This window comes from Streptomyces sp. S.PNR 29, assembly GCF_030386795.1.
Lineage (GTDB): Bacteria > Actinomycetota > Actinomycetes > Streptomycetales > Streptomycetaceae > Streptomyces.
Genome location: NZ_JANUQM010000004.1, coordinates 409,133 through 430,971 on the forward strand (window position 1 = coordinate 409,133; position 21,839 = coordinate 430,971).

At 71.3% G+C, this 21,839-nt stretch carries 17 protein-coding genes and 2 pseudogenes; 11 read left to right on the forward strand and 8 right to left on the reverse strand.

Features of this window, described 5'->3' with window-relative positions; all coding sequences use genetic code 11:
* Window positions 1–19 precede the first annotated feature (19 nt).
* The 8 genes from NW895_RS14360 (at window position 20) to NW895_RS14395 (ending at window position 8,806) form a co-directional block, all read left to right on the forward strand.
* Window positions 20–1,126, forward strand: coding sequence for a quinone-dependent dihydroorotate dehydrogenase (locus tag NW895_RS14360; protein ID WP_289935883.1), 1,107 nt, complete (start codon window positions 20–22; stop codon window positions 1,124–1,126).
* Window positions 1,123–1,968: an orotidine-5'-phosphate decarboxylase gene (gene pyrF, locus NW895_RS14365; RefSeq protein WP_289935884.1), complete on the forward strand. Its 846-nt coding sequence runs from the start codon at window positions 1,123–1,125 to the stop codon at window positions 1,966–1,968. Before NW895_RS14360 ends, pyrF begins: the two co-directional genes overlap by 4 nt.
* Before the next feature lie 278 nt (window positions 1,969–2,246).
* Entirely contained in the window at window positions 2,247–2,570 is a 324-nt protein-coding gene (locus NW895_RS14370; RefSeq protein ID WP_003977346.1) for an integration host factor, read from the forward strand.
* Window positions 2,571–2,607: 37 nt separating this feature from the next.
* A complete protein-coding gene (gmk, locus tag NW895_RS14375; RefSeq protein WP_289935885.1) occupies window positions 2,608–3,165 on the forward strand; it encodes a guanylate kinase in 558 nt (185 codons plus the stop codon).
* A gap of 60 nt (window positions 3,166–3,225) precedes the next feature.
* Window positions 3,226–3,498, forward strand: a complete 273-nt coding sequence (rpoZ, locus tag NW895_RS14380) for a DNA-directed RNA polymerase subunit omega (protein WP_004933985.1) — start codon at window positions 3,226–3,228, stop codon at window positions 3,496–3,498.
* A 103-nt stretch (window positions 3,499–3,601) separates the two neighbouring features.
* Window positions 3,602–4,804 carry a bifunctional phosphopantothenoylcysteine decarboxylase/phosphopantothenate--cysteine ligase CoaBC gene (gene coaBC / locus NW895_RS14385; protein WP_289935886.1) on the forward strand — a complete coding sequence of 401 codons (1,203 nt, stop codon included), beginning with the start codon at window positions 3,602–3,604 and terminating at the stop codon, window positions 4,802–4,804.
* 239 nt (window positions 4,805–5,043) lie between these two features.
* Entirely contained in the window at window positions 5,044–6,252 is a 1,209-nt protein-coding gene (metK, locus tag NW895_RS14390; RefSeq protein ID WP_289935887.1) for a methionine adenosyltransferase, read from the forward strand.
* A gap of 403 nt (window positions 6,253–6,655) precedes the next feature.
* Window positions 6,656–8,806, forward strand: a complete 2,151-nt coding sequence (locus NW895_RS14395; protein WP_289935888.1) for a primosomal protein N' — start codon at window positions 6,656–6,658, stop codon at window positions 8,804–8,806.
* A gap of 206 nt (window positions 8,807–9,012) precedes the next feature.
* Here the strand turns inward: NW895_RS14395 and NW895_RS14400 are convergent, their stop codons facing one another.
* Entirely contained in the window at window positions 9,013–9,558 is a 546-nt protein-coding gene (locus tag NW895_RS14400; RefSeq protein ID WP_289935889.1) for a hypothetical protein, read from the reverse strand.
* Between the two features lie 270 nt (window positions 9,559–9,828).
* Between NW895_RS14400 and fmt the strand changes: the two genes are divergently transcribed.
* The 3 genes and pseudogenes from fmt to NW895_RS14415 form a co-directional block, all read left to right on the forward strand.
* Window positions 9,829–10,761 carry a methionyl-tRNA formyltransferase gene (gene fmt / locus NW895_RS14405; RefSeq protein WP_289935890.1) on the forward strand — a complete coding sequence of 311 codons (933 nt, stop codon included), beginning with the start codon at window positions 9,829–9,831 and terminating at the stop codon, window positions 10,759–10,761.
* 77 nt (window positions 10,762–10,838) lie between these two features.
* Window positions 10,839–12,266: a transcription antitermination factor NusB gene (locus NW895_RS14410; protein ID WP_289935891.1), complete on the forward strand. Its 1,428-nt coding sequence runs from the start codon at window positions 10,839–10,841 to the stop codon at window positions 12,264–12,266.
* 147 nt (window positions 12,267–12,413) lie between these two features.
* A pseudogene (locus NW895_RS14415) lies at window positions 12,414–12,643 on the forward strand (hypothetical protein); the annotation flags it as partial.
* 167 nt (window positions 12,644–12,810) lie between these two features.
* Here NW895_RS14415 and NW895_RS14420 read toward each other — a convergent pair.
* The 7 genes and pseudogenes from NW895_RS14420 to NW895_RS14450 all read right to left on the reverse strand — a co-directional run bounded on the left by NW895_RS14420 (window position 12,811) and on the right by NW895_RS14450 (window position 21,808).
* The gene (locus NW895_RS14420; protein ID WP_289935892.1) at window positions 12,811–15,915 is read right to left on the reverse strand and encodes an RICIN domain-containing protein; all 3,105 of its coding nucleotides are present in this window, start codon (window positions 15,913–15,915) and stop codon (window positions 12,811–12,813) included.
* 209 nt (window positions 15,916–16,124) lie between these two features.
* Window positions 16,125–17,123, reverse strand: coding sequence for an aldo/keto reductase (locus NW895_RS14425; RefSeq protein WP_289936020.1), 999 nt, complete (start codon window positions 17,121–17,123; stop codon window positions 16,125–16,127).
* Window positions 17,124–17,170: 47 nt separating this feature from the next.
* Window positions 17,171–17,911: an SDR family oxidoreductase gene (locus tag NW895_RS14430; RefSeq protein WP_289935893.1), complete on the reverse strand. Its 741-nt coding sequence runs from the start codon at window positions 17,909–17,911 to the stop codon at window positions 17,171–17,173.
* Window positions 17,908–18,487 (reverse strand): annotated as a pseudogene (locus NW895_RS14435) (alcohol dehydrogenase catalytic domain-containing protein). Before NW895_RS14435 ends, NW895_RS14430 begins: the two are co-directional and overlap by 4 nt.
* 38 nt (window positions 18,488–18,525) lie before the next feature.
* On the reverse strand, window positions 18,526–19,410 hold the full coding sequence (locus NW895_RS14440; protein WP_289935894.1) for an amidohydrolase family protein: 885 nt from the start codon (window positions 19,408–19,410) through the stop codon (window positions 18,526–18,528).
* 38 nt (window positions 19,411–19,448) lie between these two features.
* On the reverse strand, window positions 19,449–19,796 hold the full coding sequence (locus NW895_RS14445; RefSeq protein WP_289935895.1) for an L-rhamnose mutarotase: 348 nt from the start codon (window positions 19,794–19,796) through the stop codon (window positions 19,449–19,451).
* Window positions 19,793–21,808 (reverse strand): hypothetical protein, encoded by a 2,016-nt coding sequence (locus tag NW895_RS14450; RefSeq protein WP_289935896.1) that lies wholly within the window; start codon window positions 21,806–21,808, stop codon window positions 19,793–19,795. The genes NW895_RS14445 and NW895_RS14450 overlap by 4 nt, the downstream gene beginning before the upstream one ends.
* Window positions 21,809–21,839 lie beyond the last annotated feature (31 nt).

Genomic DNA, 21,839 nt, shown 5'->3' on the forward strand with positions numbered 1-21,839 from the left:
ATGAGGACACACAGCAGACATGTACAAGCTCTTCTTCCGTCTGGTTTTCCAACGGATGGACCCGGAACAGGCCCACCACCTGGCCTTCCGCTGGATCCGCCTCGCCGCCCGCATCCCCGTCCTGCGCACCTTCCTCGCCGCCGCGCTCGCGCCCCGCTACAAGGAACTGCGCACCGAGGCGTTCGGGCTGCGCATGCACGGCCCGTTCGGGCTCGCCGCCGGTTTCGACAAGAACGCCGTCGGCATCGACGGCATGGCGATGCTCGGCTTCGACCACGTCGAGATCGGCACGGTGACCGGGGAGGCGCAGCCGGGCAACCCCAGGAAGCGGCTGTTCCGGCTCGTCGCCGACCGGGCGCTGATCAACCGCATGGGCTTCAACAACGAGGGTTCGCTGGCCGTCGCCGCCCGTCTGGCGTCCCGTACGCCCGCCTTCAGGACCGTCGTCGGCGTCAACATCGGCAAGACCAAGGTCGTTCCGGAGGCCGAGGCCGTCGGCGACTACGTGAAGTCGGCCGAGCGGCTGGCGCCGTACGCCGACTACCTGGTCGTGAACGTCTCCTCGCCGAACACGCCGGGGCTGCGCAACCTGCAGGCCACCGAGGCACTGCGGCCGCTGCTGAGGGCCGTCCGCGAGGCCGCCGACCGTTCGGTCCCCGGCCGGCGTGTCCCCCTGCTGGTGAAGATCGCTCCGGATCTCGCCGACGAGGACATCGACGCCGTCGCCGACCTGGCCGTCGAGCTGGGCCTGGACGGGATCATCGCCACCAACACCACCATCGCGCGCGAGGGGCTCGGTTTGAAAACCCAACCCGCCGTGGTCAAGGAGGTCGGCGGCCTCTCCGGGGCGCCCCTGAAAGCACGCTCCCTGGAGGTCCTGCGCCGCCTCTACGCGCGCGTGGGCGACCGGATCACCCTCGTGGGCGTCGGCGGCATCGAGACCGCCGAGGACGCCTGGCAGCGCATCCTGGCCGGCGCCACGCTGGTCCAGGGCTACAGCGCGTTCGTCTACGAGGGGCCCTTCTGGAGCCGCGCCGTCCACAAGGGGCTCGCCGCACGCCTGCGCACCAGTCCCTACGCCACGCTCGCCGACGCGGTCGGCGCCGACGCAAGGAAGAACGTATGACGGCCCCTGAGCCCTTCGGCGCCCGCCTGCGCCGCGTGATGGACGAGCGCGGCCCGCTGTGCGTCGGCATCGACCCGCACGCCTCCCTGCTCGCCGAGTGGGGCCTGGACGACGATGTGGCGGGCCTGGAGCGGTTCAGCCGCACGGTCGTCGAGGCGGTGGCCGACCGGGTCGCCGTGCTCAAGCCGCAGAGCGCGTTCTTCGAGCGCTTCGGCTCCCGCGGCGTCGCCGTCCTGGAGACGTCGGTGCGCGAGGCGCGGGAGGCGGGCGCGCTGGTGGTGATGGACGCCAAGCGCGGCGACATCGGCTCGACCATGGCCGCGTACGCCGAGTCCTTCCTGCGGGCCGGCGCCCCGCTGTTCTCGGACGCGCTGACCGTCTCGCCGTACCTCGGCTACGGCTCGCTGAAACCGGCCGTCGAGCTGGCGCGGGAGAGCGGCGCGGGGCTGTTCGTGCTGGCGCTGACCTCCAACCCGGAGGGCGGCGAGGTCCAGCACGCGGTGCGGGCCGACGGGCGGACCGTCGGTGCGACGATGCTCGCCCACCTGGCGGCCGAGAACGCGGGGGAGGAGCCCCTGGGCTCCTTCGGCGCGGTGGTCGGTGCCACACTCGGCGACCTGTCGTCGTACGACCTCGACATCAACGGCCCGCTCCTGGCGCCCGGCATCGGCGCCCAGGGGGCCACCCCGGCCGACCTTCCCGGGGTCTTCGGGGCGGCGGTGCGCAACGTCGTGCCGAACGTCAGCAGGGGGGTGCTGCGGCACGGTCCCGACGTCGTCGCGCTGCGGGCGGCCGCCGACCGTTTCGCGGAGGAGATCCGGGTCGCGGTGGCAGGCGTCTGAGGCGCTCGTGTCGTCGGTGGAAGTCCTCCGATGAGTGGCCGGAGGCCCACTTGAGTCTGGATACATCCTCAAATCCGGGGCAAGATGTCCTAAATGCCCGTCCTGGCAAAGGCTGACCAGGACTTTTCCGCTGTTCTCGCTGACTCTGGCGGACTTGCCCGCTAGTCTCCGACGAGAGTGAACGGGCAAGCGTGTTGCTCGTAGCTCCCCAGGTGTGGGGCGACTAGGTTCCTCACCGGTCCGTATCCGATCAGTTCGACATCCGAGGTGACGTAGGCGTGGCTCTTCCGCCCCTTACCCCTGAACAGCGCGCAGCCGCGCTCGAAAAGGCCGCCGCGGCTCGCCGGGAGCGGGCCGAGGTCAAGAATCGACTCAAGCACTCCGGCGCCTCCCTCCACGAGGTCATCAAGCAGGGCCAGGAGAACGACGTCATCGGCAAGATGAAGGTCTCCGCCCTTCTTGAGTCCCTGCCGGGCGTGGGCAAGGTCCGCGCCAAGCAGATCATGGAGCGACTCGGTATCTCCGAGAGCCGTCGCGTGCGCGGCCTCGGTTCCAACCAGATCGCCTCCCTGGAGCGCGAGTTCGGGAGCACCGGCTCCTGAGTCCCGGGCACTCCGGGATTGCTGGAATAATCGCTGCATGAGTGAACGTCCGCGGCTGACCGTGCTCTCCGGCCCCTCCGGGGTCGGCAAGAGCACGGTCGTCGCCCATATGCGCAAGGAACACCCCGAGGTCTGGCTCTCGGTGTCGGCGACGACGCGCAAGCCCCGCCCCGGTGAGCAGCACGGAGTCCACTACTTCTTCGTCACCGACGAGGAGATGGACAAGCTGATCGCCAACGGCGAACTGCTGGAGTGGGCCGAGTTCGCCGGCAACCGCTACGGCACGCCGCGTGCGGCCGTGACGGACCGCCTGGAGCGGGGTGAGCCGGTCCTGCTGGAGATCGACCTCCAGGGCGCGCGGCAGGTCCGCGAGTCCATGCCGGAGGCCCAGCTGGTGTTCCTGGCTCCTCCCTCCTGGGAGGAGCTGGTGCGCAGACTCACCGGACGCGGCACCGAGCCGCCCGAGGTGATCGAACGCCGTCTTGAGGCGGCCAAGATCGAGCTGGCGGCCGAGCCGGAGTTCGATGTGACCTTGGTCAACACCTCCGTCGAGGACGTGGCGCGCGAGCTGCTAGCCTTGATGGACGTCGTGTGATCGACCCTGACCATCCAGGCTTGATCAACTGAATCTTTCCCATCCATCGGAAGGTAGAGCGTGTCCTCTTCCATCTCCGCGCCCGAGGGCATCATCAACCCGCCGATCGACGAGCTCCTCGAGGCCACCGACTCGAAGTACAGCCTCGTGATCTACGCGGCCAAGCGTGCCCGCCAGATCAACGCGTACTACTCGCAGCTCGGCGAGGGTCTCCTTGAGTACGTCGGTCCCCTCGTCGACACCCACGTCCACGAGAAGCCGCTCTCGATCGCCCTGCGCGAGATCAACGCGGGGCTGCTGACCTCCGAGGCCGTCGAGGGTCCGGGTCAGTAGTATTTTCAGCCTGCAGCTGACTTTTCCACAGGCCCGACAGCGCGACTGTCGGGCCTGTGGTGTGTCATGGAGTGCGTAGGTAGCCGAGGTCCGGGGAGAGACGGTGGACAAGCCGAAGGTCGTTCTGGGGGTCAGCGGCGGCATCGCCGCGTACAAGGCGTGTGAGCTGCTGCGCAGACTGACGGAATCGGGACACGACGTCCGCGTCGTCCCCACCGCCTCCGCGCTGCACTTCGTCGGCGCCGCCACCTGGTCCGCGCTCTCCGGCAACCCGGTCTCGACCGAGGTCTGGGACAACGTCCACGAGGTCCCGCACGTCCGCATCGGACAGCATGCCGACCTGGTCGTCGTCGCCCCGGCCACGGCGGACACGCTCGCCAGGGCGGCCCACGGCCTCGCCGACGACCTCCTCACCAACACCCTGCTCACCGCCCGCTGCCCGGTCGTCTTCGCCCCCGCCATGCACACCGAGATGTGGGAGCACCCCGCCACCCAGGAGAACGTGGCGACGCTGCGCCGCCGGGGCGCCCTCGTCATCGAACCCGCCGTCGGCCGCCTCACGGGCGTCGACACGGGCAAGGGCCGGCTGCCCGATCCGGCGGAGATCTTCGAGGTCTGCCGCCGCGTACTCGCACGGGGCGTGACCGAGCCGGACCTGAAGGGGCGGCATGTCGTCGTCAGCGCCGGCGGCACCCGCGAGCCCCTCGACCCGGTCCGCTTCCTCGGCAACCGTTCCTCGGGCAAGCAGGGCTACGCCCTCGCCCGCACCGCCGCCGCGCGGGGCGCCCGCGTCACGCTGATCGCGGCGAACACGGCCCTGCCGGACCCGGCGGGTGTGGACGTCGTTCCGGTGGAGACGGCCGTGCAGTTGCGTGAGGCGGTGCTGAAGGCGGCCGCCGACGCCGACGCGGTGGTCATGGCCGCGGCGGTCGCGGACTTCCGCCCGGCGGCCTACGCGGCCGGGAAGATAAAGAAGCGGGACAACCAGGACCCCGAGCCCGTCGCCCTGGTGCGGAATCCGGACATCCTCGCGGAGATCTCGGCCGACCGCGTCCGCCCCGGCCAGGTGATCGTCGGCTTCGCCGCCGAGACGGACGACGTGCTGGCCAACGGCCGTGCCAAGCTGAAGCGCAAGGGGTGCGACTTCCTCGTGGTCAACGAGGTGGGGGAGCGAAAGACGTTCGGTTCCGAGGAGAACGAGGCCCTGGTGCTGGGCGCCGACGGCAGCGAGATCCCGGTCCCGCACGGCCCGAAGGAGGCCCTGGCCGAAACTGTCTGGGACCTGGTGGCGGGACGGCTCGGCTGAGGTCTCATTCCTTTCACGGAACGCTCCTGTCCCGCACATTCAGGCGTGGCGCCCCTGGCCAATGCTGCTCGACATTGGGCAGAATGCCTGTGCCGCAGGTCACAGCGCTTCCGAGAGGCGAGACGGGTGGGGCCGTGACCAAGGTCGACCGATAAACTGTTCTCGGACGACGCCGGGTGCAGCTCCCCGTGTCGTCCACCAATGATCAGCCAGCAGCCGCTGCAACCCCAGGGAGCGTTGTGTCCCGTCGTCTGTTCACCTCGGAGTCCGTGACCGAAGGTCACCCCGACAAGATCGCTGACCAGATCAGTGACACCATTCTCGACGCGCTGCTCCGCGAGGACCCGAGCTCCCGCGTCGCCGTCGAAACGCTGATCACGACCGGCCTCGTGCATGTGGCCGGTGAGGTCACCACCAAGACCTACGCGGACATCGCGACGCTGGTCCGCAGCAAGATCCTGGAGATCGGTTACGACTCCTCCAAGAAGGGCTTCGACGGCGCCTCCTGCGGCGTGTCGGTGTCGATCGGCTCGCAGTCCCCGGACATCGCGCAGGGCGTCGACACGGCGTACGAGTCCCGCGTCGAGGGCGACGACGACGAACTGGACAAGCAGGGTGCCGGCGACCAGGGCCTGATGTTCGGCTACGCGACGGACGAGACGCCGACGCTGATGCCGCTGCCGATCTTCCTGGCCCACCGTCTGTCGAAGCGCCTGTCGGACGTGCGCAAGAACGGCACGATCCCCTACCTGCGCCCCGACGGCAAGACGCAGGTCACCATCGAGTACGACGGCGACAAGGCGGTCCGCCTGGACACGGTCGTCGTCTCCTCCCAGCACGCGAGCGACATCGACCTGGACTCGCTTCTGGCCCCCGACATCCGCGAGTTCGTCGTGGAGGCGGAGCTGAAGGCGCTTCTGGACGAAGGCATCAAGCTCGACACCGAGGGCTACCGCCTGCTGGTCAACCCGACCGGCCGCTTCGAGATCGGCGGCCCGATGGGCGACGCCGGCCTGACCGGCCGCAAGATCATCATCGACACTTACGGCGGCATGGCCCGCCACGGTGGTGGCGCCTTCTCCGGCAAGGACCCGTCCAAGGTGGACCGCTCGGCGGCGTACGCGATGCGCTGGGTCGCCAAGAACGTCGTCGCCGCGGGTCTCGCCTCCCGCTGCGAGGTCCAGGTCGCCTACGCCATCGGCAAGGCCGAGCCGGTCGGTCTCTTCGTGGAGACCTTCGGCACCGCCAAGATCGACACCGAGAAGATCGAGAAGGCGATCGACGAGGTCTTCGACCTCCGTCCGGCCGCCATCATCCGCGACCTCGACCTGCTCCGTCCGATCTACTCCCAGACCGCGGCGTACGGCCACTTCGGCCGCGAGCTTCCCGAGTTCACCTGGGAGCGTACGGACCGCGTGGACGCGCTGCGGCAGGCCGCGGGGCTGTAAGCCGTACGTGACCGCGCGAGGCCCGGCACCCTTCGGGGGCGCCGGGTCTCGGTGAGTCCGGCGCCCCCTGGAAAACGGCTCGCGGGCCGTACGACGGGGTCCGTACGCTGGTGATCTCCCGGTGCGCAGGCCGCGGATACTTCAGTGGAGCGCGCCTCGTGCGTGCGGTGAATCTGGGATCGCGTAACCGCTGCCGCCTCGATCTCGGGAGAGCAGCGCCGGGGCGTCCGGTGCGAAGGCGACGGATACTTCGGGGCCTGCGAAGCCCCCGCGGGTTCGAATCCCGCCGCCGGCCGGGTACGACCGGCCGGTGTGGCCGAGTGGTCCAAGGCAGAGTCGAGCCGTCGCCGGCAGGGAACTCGGACGCCGTCGGTTGTCAGTGGCGTTTGGTAAGAATGCAAGCGTGAGCAGCGAGAACGAACAGACGGGCGGCGGCGCGGAGGGTGCGCCGCCCGAGCAGCTCGCGTTCATCCGGGAGAGCGTGCGGAAGGCGAAGACGCCGCGGGCCAAGCCACGGACCTGGCGGGGCGCCGCCCTCGCCAAGGAACGGCCCGTCGCACGGGTGCTCGTCGACAAGGGCGTGCTCCACCTCGACCGGTATTTCGACTACGCCGTCCCCGAGGAGCTGGACGCCGACGCACAGCCGGGCGTGCGGGTGCGGGTGCGGTTCGGGGCCGGACGTCATCGCGTGCGGGAAGGGCGGCGCGAGGGCGGGGGACTGATCGACGGGTTCCTCGTCGAGCGGCTCGCCGAGTCCGACTACTCCGGGCCCCTGGCCGCGCTGGCCCAGGTCGTCTCGCCGGAGCGGGTGCTGAGCGAGGAACTGCTGGGACTGGCCCGAGCCGTCGCCGACCGGTACGCGGGCAGCCTCGCCGATGTGCTGCAACTCGCCGTGCCGCCGCGCAACGCGCGGGCCGAGCAGCGGCCGTCCCCCGCGCCACTGCCGCCGCCGGCGGTTCCCGAGGCGGGGAGCTGGGGGCGGTACGAGCGGGGTGCCGCGTTCATCGAGTCGCTCGCTTCGGGGGGTGCGCCGCGGGCCGTGTGGAACGCCCTGCCCGGGCCCGAGTGGAGTGAGGAACTGGCGCGGGCCGTGGCGGCGACGCTGGCCTCCGGGCGCGGTGCGCTCGTCGTGCTGCCCGACGGGCGGGCGGCCGCGCGGGTCGACGCCGCCCTGACCTCCCTGCTGGGCGAGGGGCGGCATGCGGTGCTCACCGCCGACGCCGGGCCCGAGAGGCGGTACGCGCAGTGGCTGGCGGTGCGGCGGGGGTCCGTACGGGCCGTCATCGGGACGCGGGCCGTGATGTTCGCCCCCGTCCAGGATCTGGGGCTGGTCGCCCTCTGGGACGACGGCGACGACAGTCACAGCGAGCAGCATGCGCCCCAACCGCATGCGCGCGAGGTGCTGCTGCTGCGGGCGGCCCAGGACAAGTGCGGCTTCCTGCTGGGGGGTTGGAGCTGCACCGTGGAGGCGGCGCAGCTGGTGGAGAGCGGCTGGGCCCGGCCGCTCGTCGCCGCGCGTGAGCGGGTGCGGGCCGCCGCGCCTCTCGTACGGACCGTCGGCGACGGGGAACTGGCACGGGACGAGGCCGCCCGTGCCGCCCGGCTGCCGACCCTCGCCTGGCAGGTCGTCAGGGACGGGCTGCGGCACGGGCCGGTGCTCGTGCAGGTGCCCCGGCGGGGGTACGTGCCGCGGATGGCGTGCGCCGACTGCCGGGCGCCCGCGCGGTGTCGGCACTGCTCAGGGCCCCTGGAGGCGCAGGAGTCCCAGGCCGCGTTGCGGTGCGCGTGGTGCGGGCGTGAGGAAGGTGGCCGGCACTGCCCGGAGTGCGGATCGTTCCGGTTGCGGGCGCAGGTCGTGGGGGCGCGGCGGACGGCCGAGGAGCTGGGGCGCGCGTTCCCCGCCGTCCCGGTGCGGACCTCGGGGCGTGAGCATGTGCTCGACACGGTGCCGGGGGCGCCCGCGCTGGTGGTGAGCACACCGGGGGCCGAGCCTGTCGCCGAGGGCGGCTATGCGGCGGCGTTGCTGCTGGACGGCTGGGCCATGCTCGGGCGGCCCGATCTGCGCGCCGGTGAGGACGCGTTGCGGCGCTGGATCGCGGCCTGCGCGCTGGTACGGCCGCAGAGCGCGGGGGGCACGGTCGTCGTGGTCGCCGAGCCGACCCTGCGGCCCGTGCAGGCGCTCGTGCGGTGGGACCCCGTCGGCCATGCCGTGCGGGAACTCACCGAGCGCGCCGAGCTGGGGTTTCCGCCGGTGTCGCGGATGGCGGCCGTGTCGGGGCCGGCGGAGTCGGTGGCCGACTTCCTCCGTACGGTCGACCTGCCGCGGGACGCCGAGGTGCTGGGGCCCGTGCCGTTGCCCGTCACGGTCGCGGGGCGCCCGAGACGCCCGGGGGCGCCGCCACCCGGGGAACACTGGGAGCGGGCGCTGCTCCGGGTCCCGCCGGGCGGCGGGGCCGCACTGGCCGCCGCGCTGAAGGCCGCGCAGGCGGCGCGGATGGCGCGGGGGAGTGGCGAGGTGGTGCGGGTGCGGATCGATCCGCCGGACATCGGGTGAGGCTGTGTGCCGCGGTGAGCGGGGCGGCGGGGCGTGTGTCTGTGCGCCGGGTTGCGGGCCGAGCCGGCTGTTGCGCCGAAGGGCCGCGCAGGCGGTGCGGATCGCCCCGCGTTCATCGAGTGAGACAGCCCGTCGCGGTGAGCGGGGCGGGGTGTGCGGGTGTCCGCCCTCCCGGGTGCGTGCCGGGAGGGCAGGGCGGGACGAGGTCAGCCGTTGCGAGGGCTGGGGAAGGCCGTCGGCCTGACCTCCTCGCGCAGGGCCGGGCTGCCCGCTGTCGGCTGGGTCGGCATGGAGCGTGCCGCGGGAACCGTCGGTACCGTGGGGATGCCGGTGCCCACGTTGACCGTGCGGCTGCTGCCCGTGGGCTCCGCGCTGCGCTCGGCCTCGGTGGCTGCCTGGGCGGCGGCGCGGCGGGCGCCGTAACGGCGGTGCACCGCCTGCTTGGTGACTCCCAGTGCGGAGCCCACCGCGTCCCACGAGAAGCCGAGTGAGCGGTCGAAGTCCACGGCCGCCGTGACCAGGGTCTCGACACTGTCCCGCAGCTCCTGGGCGAGACGGACCGTCGGGGCGGGAGCGCGTCCGTAGACGACGAAGCCCGTGGAGGGGCCGGAGCGGCGCGGGCGGTAGACGTTGCCCAACTGGGCGGTGAGCGTGCGCAGTGCGTCCACCTGCCGGCGGACCCGCTCGATGTCCCGCACCAGCAAGTGCAGGCTGGCCCGAGCCTGGGCGTCGTGGGTTGCGTGGTCGGCCATGAACAAGCCTCTCGAACCGGCGTGAAAGGAATGGGCCGCGTGTGCGGCCCGTTGTGGTCAACTCTGTCTTGACCAACGCCGATTGGCTCCGTGGGTCACGCATCGGGGGCGTGAGGATATTTTCGTACGCCCCTGGGTGGGGTTCGCGCCTGGGCCCGCCCTCGGCCCCGGGCCGGCTCTCCGCCCGTGGGCCATGGGATCCTGCGGGCCTCGCCCCCATAGACTTGTGCGTTGCCCGCACAACCCCGCCCGAGAGGCCCGTGCCCACCCATGAAGCTCGTCTTCGCCGGTACCCCCGAGGTCGCCGTTCCCGCTCTGGACGCTCTGATCGCCTCCGGGCGGCACGAGGTGGCCGCCGTCGTCACGCGGCCGGACGCGCCGGCCGGGCGCGGGCGCAGGCTGGTCGCGTCTCCCGTGGCGGAGCGGGCCGAGGAGGCCGGGATCGAGGTGCTGAAGCCCGTCAAGCCGAGGGACCCGGAGTTCTTGGAGCGGCTCAGGGCGATCGCCCCCGACTGCTGCCCCGTCGTCGCCTACGGCGCCCTGCTGCCCAGGGTGGCCCTCGACATCCCCGCCCACGGCTGGGTGAACCTGCACTTCTCGCTGCTGCCGGCCTGGCGCGGGGCCGCGCCCGTGCAGCACTCCATCCTGGCGGGCGACGAGATCACGGGCGCCTCGACCTTCCTCATCGAGGAAGGGCTCGACTCCGGTCCCGTCTACGGCACCGTCACCGAGACCATCCGGCCCACCGACACCAGCGGCGACCTGCTGACCCGGCTCGCGTTCGCCGGCGCCGGGCTGCTCGCCGCGACCATGGACGGCATCGAGGACGGCACCCTGAAGGCCGTACCGCAGCCGAGCGAGGGCGTCACCGTCGCCCCGAAGATCACCGTCGAGGACGCCCGGGTCGACTGGGCCGCCCCGGCTCTGCGCGTCGACCGGGTCGTGCGCGGGTGCACACCGGCGCCCGGCGCCTGGACCACGTTCCGCGGCGAACGGCTCAAGCTCATCCAGGTCAAGCCCGTCCCCGAGCGCACCGACCTGGCGCCGGGACAGCTGTCCGTCGGCAAGAACAGCGTCCACGTCGGCACCGGTTCGTACGCCGTCGAGCTGCTGTGGGTGCAGGCCCAGGGCAAGAAGCCGATGCGGGCGGCGGACTGGGCGCGCGGGGTGCGTATCGCCGCCGCGGAGACCCTCGGGGCCTGACCACGGTGCCTGAGCGGGCGACGTAGGCTGGGAGGCGCACTTCACGCGCACTTCACCACACCCGGAGCACCTTTTTCGTGAGCGACACCTCCCGTCGGCCCCGCAAACCCGGCAAGCCCTACCGTCGGCCCAAGAAGGACCCCGTCCGCATCCTCGCCTTCGACGCGCTGCGGGCGGTGGACGAGCGGGACGCGTACGCCAACCTCGTGCTGCCCCCGCTGCTGCGCAAGGCGCGGGAGAAGGAGGGACCCGAGAAGTTCGACGCCCGGGACGCGGCGCTCGCGACGGAGCTGGTGTACGGGACGCTGCGGCGGCAGGGGACGTACGACGCGATCATCGCGTCCTGCGTGGACCGGCCGCTGCGCGAGGTCGACCCGCCCGTCCTGGACGTACTGAGCCTCGGGGCGCACCAGCTGCTCGGGACGCGGATCCCGTCCCACGCCGCCGTGTCCGCCACCGTCGAGCTGGCGCGTGTCGTGCTCGGCGACGGACGGGCCAAGTTCGTCAACGCCGTGCTGCGGAAGGTCGCGCAGGACGATCTGGACGGATGGCTGGAGCGGGTCGCGCCGCCCTACGACGACGATCCCGAGGACCATCTCGCCGTCGTGCACTCGCATCCGCGCTGGGTCGTCTCCGCCCTGTGGGACTCGCTCGGCGGCGGACGTGCCGGGATCGAGGAACTGCTGCGGGCCGACAACGAGCGGCCCGAGGTGACGCTGGTCGCGCGTCCCGGGCGGGCCACGACCGAGGAACTCCTCGGCGAGGAGGCCGCCGTGCCGGGACGCTGGTCGCCGTATGCCGTGCGGTTGACCGAGGGGGGCGAGCCGGGTGCCATCGGGGCCGTACGGGAGGGCCGTGCGGGTGTGCAGGACGAGGGCAGTCAGCTCGTCGCCCTCGCTCTCGCCAACGCGCCGCTGGACGGGCCCGACCGGCGGTGGCTGGACGGGTGCGCGGGGCCCGGCGGCAAGGCCGCGCTGCTCGGGGCGCTCGCCGCGCAGCGGGGGGCCGCGCTGGTCGCCGCCGAGAAGCAGCCGCACCGGGCCGGGCTCGTGGCCAGGGCGCTGGACGGCAACCCCGGGCCGTATCAGGTGATCACCGCCGACGGGACGCGCCCGGCATGGCGTCCCGGCAGCTTCGACCGGGTCCTGGTGGACGTGCCCTGCACCGGGCTCGGGGCCCTGCGCCGCCGCCCCGAGGCGCGCTGGCGGCGCCGCCCCGACGACCTGGACTCCTTCGCCCCGCTGCAGCGCGGCCTGCTGGCCAGCGCCCTGAAGTCCGTACGGGTCGGCGGAGTCGTGGGCTACGCGACCTGCTCGCCGCACCTCGCCGAGACCCGGGCCGTGGTGGCCGACGTCATCAAGCAGCACCCCGAGGCCGACCTCATCGACGTACGGCCGCTGCTGCCCGGTGTGCCGGATCTGGGGGAGGGGCCGGACGTGCAGCTGTGGCCGCATCTGCACGGCACGGACGCGATGTATCTGGCGCTCCTTCGCAGGACCGCCTGAGCGAGGTGCCGCGAGTACGGCGCAGATCGATAGGACCAAGCGACGGCATGTGCCAGCAATTCCGCGCAGCAGAAACATCTATTCCGGGACTGTGCCCATACCAGGAGTCTGTCCAAGTAAATCGAGGAACGCTCCAGCGGTACGATCCGCGGCGACGCGCTGGCCCTGTTCGCCCGCACCACCGGCCGCAGGGCGCCGCGGACGGCCGTCCTGGCCTCGGTGGTCTTCGGCTTCGTCGCGTCGCGATGATCACGTTCGTGCCGTGTTACATGCTCGCCGACACCGCGGACGGCGGCGGCCGCGACCAGGTGGTCCTGTCCACCCTGGTGGCCGCGGGCGTCGCCCTGCCGCCGTCACCCCCTCCCGAGGGCCTCTGACGGTTGAACCGCCGCCCGGCCGCCGGGCTCGCTGGTGACCCGGGGACGGTCGTGATCGACTGGGGCCGACAGACCGTGAACCCGAGGAGGTGCCGTGACGACGGCGTCCACCAACGGCCCGGGACCCGCCGGCGCACCGCACGCCGCGGGTCGCGGTGGCTGGGGCATCAGTCGACGTTCACCGCCCGCCACAGCTGGCTGTCGGCGTTCGTGTCCGTCGTCTGTACGAGCTGCGTGCCCGCCGTCGAGTTGGACACCGTGAGCAGCTTGCCGCTGTTCACATTCTTGATCTTGTAGTAGCCGTTTCCGTCGGCGACCAGCGTCCAGTGCTGGCTCGCACCGTTGTCGTCGGCCCGCTGGACGATGGTCGCGCCGTCCGCCCCCGATCCGTCGGTGACGTCCAGCAGCAGACCGCTGTTCTGGTTGACGATTTCGTAGCTGCCGTCACCCACCGCGACCCACCGCCAGCGCTGGTTCTGTGCCCCGGTGTCGTTCCACTGGATGACGTTCGCCCCGGCGGAGGTCGATCCGCCCGAGACGTCGATCGCCTTGCCGCTGTTCTTGTTGAGCACCTTGTAGAACGCGTTCTTCGCGGGGAAGGCGATGGAAGCGAACGCGTCCAGTGCGCAGACCGTGCTGGAGGCCGACGCGTTCTTCGTGCCGGTGCACACGACCTTGATCGTGTGGGGTCCCGCGGCGAGGTCCGTCTTCTCGAACAGCACCACCTGCTTCGTCACGGTCGGGGCGTACGCGTCGATGCCCGCCTGTGCCAGGGTGCCGTCGATGTAGACGTCGACCTTGCCCATGTTCGGCTGCTTCATGCCGATATACCGAATGGCCGACCCGGTGAACGAGTACTGGGCGTAGTCGCCCGCCCTGCTGGTGAACCTCTCGGACCCCTTGAAGTCCTGCGAGTCGTTCCAGTTCGACCAGCCTGAGGAGTAGGTGACGAGGGAGTCCTTGTCGTCGACGTAGGCCCAGCGCTGCCGTACGAGCGACTTCGACGCGGGCGAGGCGTTCCCCTGGGCGTCCACGACGTAGAGGCGGTAGTCGCCGACCGTCGGCGGGACCGTGATGGTCGTCGCGGTGCCGGCTGCCTTCGTCATGGTGGGGCCGACGGCGAACGTCGTCGTACCGGAGGGAGCCAGCCAGAGAGTCCTGGTCGCGTCACCGATGCTGCGGACGGGGAGGGACGACACGCCCTTGCCGGTGAACGTGCTCGCGGGCAGGGCGTAGTCCTGGAGCGCGACCCGGTTCTGCGGGACGATGTCCTTGTAGGCGTCCTGCGGGCCGGAGCCCACGGCGACGGCGTACGCCGGTGACGGCCACACGTTGTCCGCATACGCGCGCACGTCCTGGATGGTGCTGCCCGGGACGCTCTTGCTGAAGATCTTGTTGACGGTGCCGTAGGTGTCGGTGATGTTCAGGTCGTGCTGGCGGCCCCACGTGCCGGAGTGGATGGTGGACGTGAGGTCCTTGTCCACGTCGAACACGTTGTCGTGATAGGTGATGTAGGCGGAGCCCTCGTCGGGGTGCAGACCGTACTTGTGGCCGGCCGGAACGCCCTGGACGTAGTTGTCGCTGATCTCGGTTCCCGGCTGACTACCCAGGGTGTAGATGGGGGCGGAGTCGCCGAGGACCTGCATCGTGTCGACGATCTGGTTGTAGCGGATGGTGTTGTTCTTCGCCGTGGTGGTCGGCACTCCCGGGCGGATCGAGTTCGTCGAACCGTCGAAGTTCCACCAACCCCAGCCGAGGGTGATGCCCGCCCACGGGGACTTCTCGATCCGGTTGTGCTCAACGGACAGGGAGTCCACGAAGTACGCCGACACGGGGCTGGAGCCCTGGAACAACACCGCGCTGTCGTACAGGTAGTTGTTCGTGATCGAGATGTTCTTGCAGACCCCCTCGACGTTCACCGGGTACTTCTCGTTGTTGGTCGAGGTGTGGTCCCCGATGTACACGTGCTGGGGGTGCCCCACGGTGATCGCGGAGCCGGCTATGTCATTCGTGACGTTGCCGGTCAGCTCCGAGTCCTGCACGTCGTTGACCATGTTGATTCCGTCGGCGCCCGTGTGCTGCACCGTGTTGCGCCGCAGGACGATACCGTCGGCGTTCTCGATCTGGATGATGCCCGGCGGCAGGTCGACGTTGCGGTAGGTGTAGGCGTGGAAGTTCTTCCTCGCGTACACGTTCGAGCTGGCGTTGCCCTGCGTTCCCTGCCGGAAGACGGAGCCCGCGACATTGACCAGGCCCCAGTCGGAGTGCTCGACCGTGAGCCCGGAGAACGTGATGTTCCGCGCGTGGTCGGTGGTCGACGTGCCGGCGATCTTGAGGAGGGTGGACACGTTGTTCGGCGCGACGACCTTCGCCGTGGTCATGTCCTCGGAGCTGGACTTGTAGTAGTACAGCGCGTGATTCGTCTTGTCGAAGTAGAACTCGCCCGGCTGGTCAAGGAACTCGTACGCGTTCATGAACGTATGACTGCCGCCGGCTTTGAACGGGCCGTACGGCGGTGCCTGGGCGATGGCCGCACCCGGCTGCTGGAACAGGGCCACGCGGTTGGCACCGTCCGAGCTCGTGGTGATCTGCCGGACGCCCACGATGGCCGTGGTCCAGGTCGTGGCCGACCTGATCTCGACGTCGTCCTGGTTGGCGGCGACGGCAGGCAGGTCGGAGAGGCTGTACTTGGATCCGTCGCACTGCGACCCCGACTCCCAGGCCCAGGGAGCCTGGCCGGCCGTGACGGTGTAGGTCCCGTAGCATCCGGCCGAGTTGATCGTCTTCGAGGCCATCTCGGCGCGCTTGCCGTTGACGTAGAGCGCGCGGAGCTTGTCGTCGCGGTCCAGCGACGCCTTCCAGATGTTCCCGCTGTGCTGTGTCCAGCCGGTCACCGGGACCCCACCGTTCAGCACCGGCTTCTCGCCGGGGTAGGCGGCGTAGACGACACGGTGGCCGTTCGTCCCGGAGTCGGCCGACGTGAAGTCGATGGTGCTGCTCACGGGGTAGTTGCCGCCGCGCAGATAGACGTTGATGTCGCCGGTCATGTCGTCATTGACGGTGCGTACGACGTCCCGCGCGTGCCGCAGGGTCTTGAACGGCGCGGAGATGGTCCCGGCGTTGGCGTCGTTGCCGTCGGGGGCGACGTAGTACGTCGCCTGGGTCGCGGCCGAGGCCGGGGTCGACAGCGTGAGGGAGATCAGCGGCGTCGCGGAGAGGGCCATCGCCAGCACGGCCGACAGCATGCGGACGGTGGAGGGGAAGGGCTTCATCGTCTGCCCCTCCTGCTGGATCGGTCGGTCGGGAAAGCGTTCATGCGGCGGCTCCGGCGGTGTTGTCGGTGCGATTTCGCGGGCGGGGAGACATTTCAGTGGCGGCAGGGGTACGTGCTTCCCTCACGACGGACGCGGCGTGGCCCGGGTAATCGGTCGGGTCGGTCGAGGGGCGACTGGACGTGGGGCGCGCGTGCCCCTCAGCGGCATCAGGGGACACCACCGGCGGTGGTGGGGACGTCCTGCCTGATCAGCCCCCGGTCGCGGAGGTCGTCCCAGAGCGCCCGGGGTACGGCGCTCCGCTGGAGTGCCACGTTCTGCGTCACCTGTGCGCGGTCGCGCATGCCCAGCGTGACGTTGACGGTGCTGGGATGGGTGGTCGGGAAGGCGATGGCGGCGGCGGGAAGGCTGGTGCCGTGCTCCTCGCAGACCTCCGCGATCGCCCGTGCGCGGGCGACCAGCTCCCGGGGAGCGTCCTGGTAGTCGTACTTCATGTCTTCGGCGGGCCGTGGACGCGAGAGCAGCCCGGAGTTGAAGACACCGACCGCGACGACGCTCTTGCCCGCTTCCCGCGCTGCGGGCAGCACGTCGTCCAGCGCCGACTGGTCGAGGAGGGTGTAGCGCCCGGCGAGCATGACGACGTCGGCGGCCGTCTCCCGCAGGAAACGGGCGAGCATGGCCGACTGGTTCATGCCGGCGCCGATGGCCCCCACGACCCCTTGGTCGCGCAGCTCCGCCAGAGCGGGCAGGGCCTCGTCGGCGGCCTGCCGCCAGTGGTCGTCGGGGTCGTGCACGTAGACGATGTCGAGCCGGTCGAGGCGGGTACGGCGCAGGGAGTCCTCGATCGAGCGGAGCACGCCGTCCCGGCTGAAGTCCCACTGCCGGCGCAGGTCGTCCCGGACGACGAAGCCCTCACTGTCGACGCCCTGGGGACGCTCGTTGGGGACGAGGAGCCGGCCCACCTTGGAGGAGACGACGTACTCGTCCCGAGGACGCTGCCGCAGGGCCGCCCCGAGGCGCTGTTCGGAGAGCCCGAGGCCGTAGTGCGGCGCGGTGTCGAAGTACCGGATGCCCGCGTCCCAGGCCGCGTCCACGGCGGCCGACGCGTCGGCCGCCGAGGTGGTGCGGTACAGGTTGCCGATCACGGACGCGCCGAACCCGAGGGCGGTGAGTTCGACGGACGTGCGGGCGACGCTCCGGCGTCGCATGACGTCCCCCTCGTGGACGTGGACCGGCGCGGAGCCGAGGCCGGCGCTCATCGGCCGAGCCATCCGCCGTCTACGGGCAGGGTGGTGCCGTGGATGTAGGCGGCGGCGTCGGAGGCGAGGAAGACGGTGGCGCCCGCGAGGTCGTCGGGGTCGCCCCAGCGTCCGGCGGGGATGCGGTCGAGGATGGCGTTGTTGCGGGCGGGGTCCTCGCGCAGGGCCCGGGTGTTGTCGGTGGCGATGTAGCCGGGGGCGATGGCGTTGACGTTGACGCCGTGTGGTGCCCATGCGTTGGCGAGGCCTTTGGTGAGTCCGGTGATGCCGTGTTCGGCGGCGGTGTGGCCGGGGACGGTGATGCCGCCCTGGTGGCTGAGCAGGGAGGCGGTGAAGATGCCCTTGCCGTGGCCGCGGGCCACCATGGTGGTGCCGACGGCGCGGGTGAGGGTGAACTGGGCGTTGAGGTTGACCTGGAGCACCAACTCCCAGTCGGCGTCGCTGTGCCGGGCGGCCGGGGCACGGCGGATGGTGCCCGCGTTGTTGACGAGGAGGTCCACGGGGCGTTCGCGTCCGGCGAGGTCGGCGCCGAGGGCGCGGACGGCGTCGGGGTCGGCGAAGTCGGCGCGGATGGCTTCGAAGGTGCGGCCCACGTCGCTGCCGGACTCCTCCAGGGAGGCGCTCACTCCGATGATGTCGGCTCCGGCGGCGGCGAGGGCGCGGGCCATGGCCCGGCCGATACCGCGGCGGGCCCCGGTGACGACGGCGAGTTTCCCGGTGAGGTCGAAGGGGGTCATGCGGTGTCTCCGTGGGCGTGGTCGCTGTCGTCGTGGCCGGTGGTGTTGTCGGTGCAGTCGAGGAGGATCTTCATCACGTCGCCGCCGCCCTCCAGCGCCTCGAACGCGGCGGGTGCCTGGGTGAGGGAACCGACCTTGCTGATCAGCCGGTCGGCGGGGATGGTGCCGTCGGCGACCAGGGCGACGGCCTTCTCGACGTCGGAGCGGTCGTACAGGCGGGCGCCGACGAGGGTGAGCTCGCGCCAGAAGAAGCGGTGCAGGTTCACCTCGCGGGGCCGGGGGTGGATGGCGACCAGGCACAGCCGCCCCCGCACCCTGAGGCACGGTCACCGCGTCCCCGACCTGCCAGCCTTCCACTTCGGGGCCGACCCCGACGATCCGGCCGGACATCTCGTGCCCGAGGACGGCGGGCGCGGCCACCCGGGCGTCCATGTCGCCGTGGAAGATGTGCAGGTCGGTGCCGCAGATACCGACGTAGGCGGGGGCCAGCTCCACCTCGCCGGGGCCCGGCTCCACGCTCGGTGCGGGAGCGGTGTCCAGGGTGCGGGCGGCCGTGTAGTGGACGGCGAGTGTCATCGTGTTCTCCAAAGTCCTCTCGGCACGAGCGCCGTACGTCAGCCGCGGGCGGAGAGGCGGTAGAAGGCGGTCGCGGTGCCGGCGAGGAGCGCGTGGATCTCGCTCTCCGCGCAGTCGGTGAGCAGTTCGTCCACGGTGGCGGCCCAGCGGTTCCAGCCGCCCGCGAGGTTGGCGACCGGCCAGTCGGAGCCGAACATCAGCCGGTCCGGGCCGAAGGACGTGAGCAGGACGTCCCAGACCGGGCGGATGTCGGAGGTGGTCCAACTGTCGTGGTCGGCCTCGGTGATGAGTCCCGACAGCTTGCAGACCACGTGCTCGTGCGCGGCCAGCCGGCGCACCTGCTCTCGCCACTTGGCGAGTTCGCGCCCGGCGATGTCCGGCTTGCCCGCGTGGTTCAGCACCTGGGGCAGGTCGGGGAAGCGTTCGGCCAGCCGGATCGCCTGGTCGAACTGGTGGCTTCGGACCAGGACGTCGTAGGAGAGCCCGCGGTCCCTGGCCGCCGCCAACCCTCGTTCGACATCGGGGCGTTGCAGCCAGGCCGGGTCCGTCTCGCCCTGGACGAGGTGGCGCAGGGAACGCAGATGGGTGCCGCCCGGTCCGGCGAGCAGTCGGTCGAGCGTCTCGCCGATCGCAGGCGATGTGAGGTCCGCCCAGCCGACCACCGCCTCGATCAGCGGCTCCCGCTCCGCGAGGGCGAGCAGGTCCTCCGTCTCGGGCACCTCCGGCACGCACTGCACGGCCACCGTGCCGTTCAGGTGACGGCCCGCGACGGGGCGGGTCGCGGTGGAGCGCAGGTCGTCGGGGGTGAAGGTGCGGCGGATCGACGTCAGGTCGGGGTCGTCGAGCCAGGGCTGCGGACGCTGGTCGAGGTCCCACAGATGGTGGTGCGCGTCGATGAGAACGGGGGCGGGGGCGGAGGTCATGGCGGGTTCCAAGTCGGGTCGGTCCGGCGCGGTCCGCGTCAGACGGTGGCGTCCTCGCCGGGCGGGCCGAGGTGCCAGATCTCGGTCAGTTCCGTCCACTGGCGGGAGTCGCCCCGGTCGGGCCAGGGCTCCTGGCAGGGGTCGGTGAGCTTCCACCACTCCCGGGTCTCGGCGTCGGCTTCCAGGACGGCCATGTCGGCCTCGAAGTCGTCGCCGTGGTACTCGAGGAAGGCGAACAGCACGTCGCCGTGGAGGAAGATGCTGTAGTTGCGGATGTGCGCCCGGTGCAGGGCGGCTTCCACGCCGGGCCAGACCGCCGCGTGGAGTCGCAGGTACTCCTCCCGGTGCTCGGGGCGGAGCCTGATGGTCTGCGCGATGCGCTTCATGCGCGTTCTCCTTCCGTGCCCTGGGAGGGAGGGCCCGCCGGGGTGTCGAACGGGGTGCGGTAGCTGGGGGTGCGGGAGCGCAGCTGGAGGCGCAGGGTGAGCCGGATACGGGTGGACGCGGGCAGCCGTACGGTCAGGAAGGCGCCGGCGCAGTCCTGCTCCGCCTCGGTGACGACCGGCTCGGTGTGGCCGTAGTCGTACATGTCGCCGATCCAGCCGTCGTCCCGGCAGGTCGTGTACCGGACGGCCGTGATGGTGTGCTCGGCGAAGGCGCCGGCCTGGACGATCACCGTGCGCTCGGTCTCGGGGGAGAGGTTCACCAGTTCGACGGTGGTCGCCTCCGGGTCGATGGAGGTGACCAGCGCGGCGACCTCCGGCGGCAGACCGGCGCGGCGGGCCTCGGCGTCGTGGTAGCGCAGCCGGGCCTGCTGCAGGCCGCCGTTGTAGAGCACCTGGGGGCCGCCCCAGGTCAGCTGGACGAGGGCTTCGGTGACGACGGGGTTGGACTGCTGCCAGACGTGGATGTCGGCCTCGGGCACGTCCAGGTCGCGGTAGCGGTCGATGCGCCGCAGGCGGTGGCGGACCTGGGCCTGGGCGGTGGCGAGGATGCGCTCGGGGTAGCCGGGGTCGTCGCCGGCGAGGAACGCGAACCACGCCTTCTCGTGCCCGGACTCCTCCTTGGCCCGGAACGGCCGCACGGTACGCCAGTCGATGCCGTCGGCCTCGCGCAGCCGCTCCAGCCGGGTGCGGTCTGCGTCGGAGGCCGTGTGGTGCCACAGGGCCACCGGCACGGGCGGGGTGAGCGGGTTGTAGTCGAACCAGCCCGAGTCGTTGTGCCGGAACGGAAGGTGCGGTGTCGGGGTGTGGATGTCGGGGCCGAGTTCGACCACCCACTTCGAGGGGAGGCTGGAGTCCGCCTCGGTGTGGGGCATCACCTTGGCGTGACCGATGAGGGTGTCGAGCGAGGTCGCGACCATGGAGAGGTAGTCGTCGTCCCCGGTGACCGTCGCCGCCGCGAGCGCCGCCACACAGGCCGCGTGACCCACACTGTGCCAGCCGTGCGGCCAGGACCAGCCGTAGTGGCCGCCGTACCAGCGGCCCTCCAGCAGGCTGCCCACGACACCGTCCGGCCCCGCGTTGTCCGGGACGAGGCCACCGTTGGCACGGGTGCGCTCGCGCCACGCGCCCACGTACTCGACGATCCAGTCGCGGTAGCGGTCCTCGCCCGACAGGATCCACGCGTTGAGGACCAGCCCAGCCGCGGCCAGGTTGACCGCGGTGTCGCCGACACCCATCCGGTCCCGCATCTGCGCGCCGAGCCGCGGATCCGCGGAGAGCGGGTACGGGCCGCCCTCCGCCTCGGGGATCCACTCCAGCGGGAAGCCGTACGTCTCCGCTTCCTTCGGCAGCCAGGGGTACACGTCGCCGTCGAACAGGCCCGTGCGGTCGGGGTCGCTGCCGTTGTGCGGGCGGGTGATGACACGGTGCTCGGGGTCGTAGTTGCCCTTGGCCGGGTCGACGTACAGCTCGGCGAAACGCAGGGCGCGCTCGGACCAGCGGCCGGGGGCGGCCATGCACAGGAAGTAGAGCAGCAGCAGGCTCTCGCCCTGGTGGAACCAGTCGTAGCCGCGCTCGAACTCGTCGTGCAGCATGCCGAGTTCGGTGAGCTGCCGGGTCACGCCCTCCCAGTGCTTCTCGCCGGCGGGCAGCAGATCGTCCGCGCCGCCGAGGAGGTACAGCTGGGGCCAGTTGAAGAACACCTCGTAGAAGTCGTCCGCACCGTCGCGGGTGGTCAGCCGGCCGGTGTAGTTCAGCCGTCCGTCGGGGCCGGTGAAGTCGCGGGCGAAGCGCCGCCAGGCGTGGTCGAGCAGGTCGAACAGCGCACGCTGCGACACGGCCCAGCCGGGCGGTTCGAGCACCGGCACCCCCGCCTCGATCTCGGGTGGCGTGGCCGGCTGCCCGGAGACCGGGGTGTCCCCACCCGAGGTGGGGCCGGAAGAAGTGAAGGGCATGGGACGGAGCTCCGTTCGGGGGTGGCGGGGT

Coding starts and splice junctions, on each gene's coding strand:
- NW895_RS14360 (WP_289935883.1), top strand. CDS start 20: ATGTACAAGCTCTTCTTCCGTCTGGTTTTCCAACGGATGGACCCGGAA.
- pyrF (WP_289935884.1), top strand. CDS start 1,123: ATGACGGCCCCTGAGCCCTTCGGCGCCCGCCTGCGCCGCGTGATGGAC.
- gmk (WP_289935885.1), top strand. CDS start 2,608: ATGAGTGAACGTCCGCGGCTGACCGTGCTCTCCGGCCCCTCCGGGGTC.
- NW895_RS14400 (WP_289935889.1), bottom strand. CDS start 9,558: ATGGCCGACCACGCAACCCACGACGCCCAGGCTCGGGCCAGCCTGCAC.
- fmt (WP_289935890.1), top strand. CDS start 9,829: ATGAAGCTCGTCTTCGCCGGTACCCCCGAGGTCGCCGTTCCCGCTCTG.
- NW895_RS14420 (WP_289935892.1), bottom strand. CDS start 15,915: ATGAAGCCCTTCCCCTCCACCGTCCGCATGCTGTCGGCCGTGCTGGCG.
- NW895_RS14425 (WP_289936020.1), bottom strand. CDS start 17,123: ATGCGACGCCGGAGCGTCGCCCGCACGTCCGTCGAACTCACCGCCCTC.
- NW895_RS14430 (WP_289935893.1), bottom strand. CDS start 17,911: ATGACCCCCTTCGACCTCACCGGGAAACTCGCCGTCGTCACCGGGGCC.
- NW895_RS14440 (WP_289935894.1), bottom strand. CDS start 19,410: ATGACCTCCGCCCCCGCCCCCGTTCTCATCGACGCGCACCACCATCTG.
- NW895_RS14445 (WP_289935895.1), bottom strand. CDS start 19,796: ATGAAGCGCATCGCGCAGACCATCAGGCTCCGCCCCGAGCACCGGGAG.
- NW895_RS14450 (WP_289935896.1), bottom strand. CDS start 21,808: ATGCCCTTCACTTCTTCCGGCCCCACCTCGGGTGGGGACACCCCGGTC.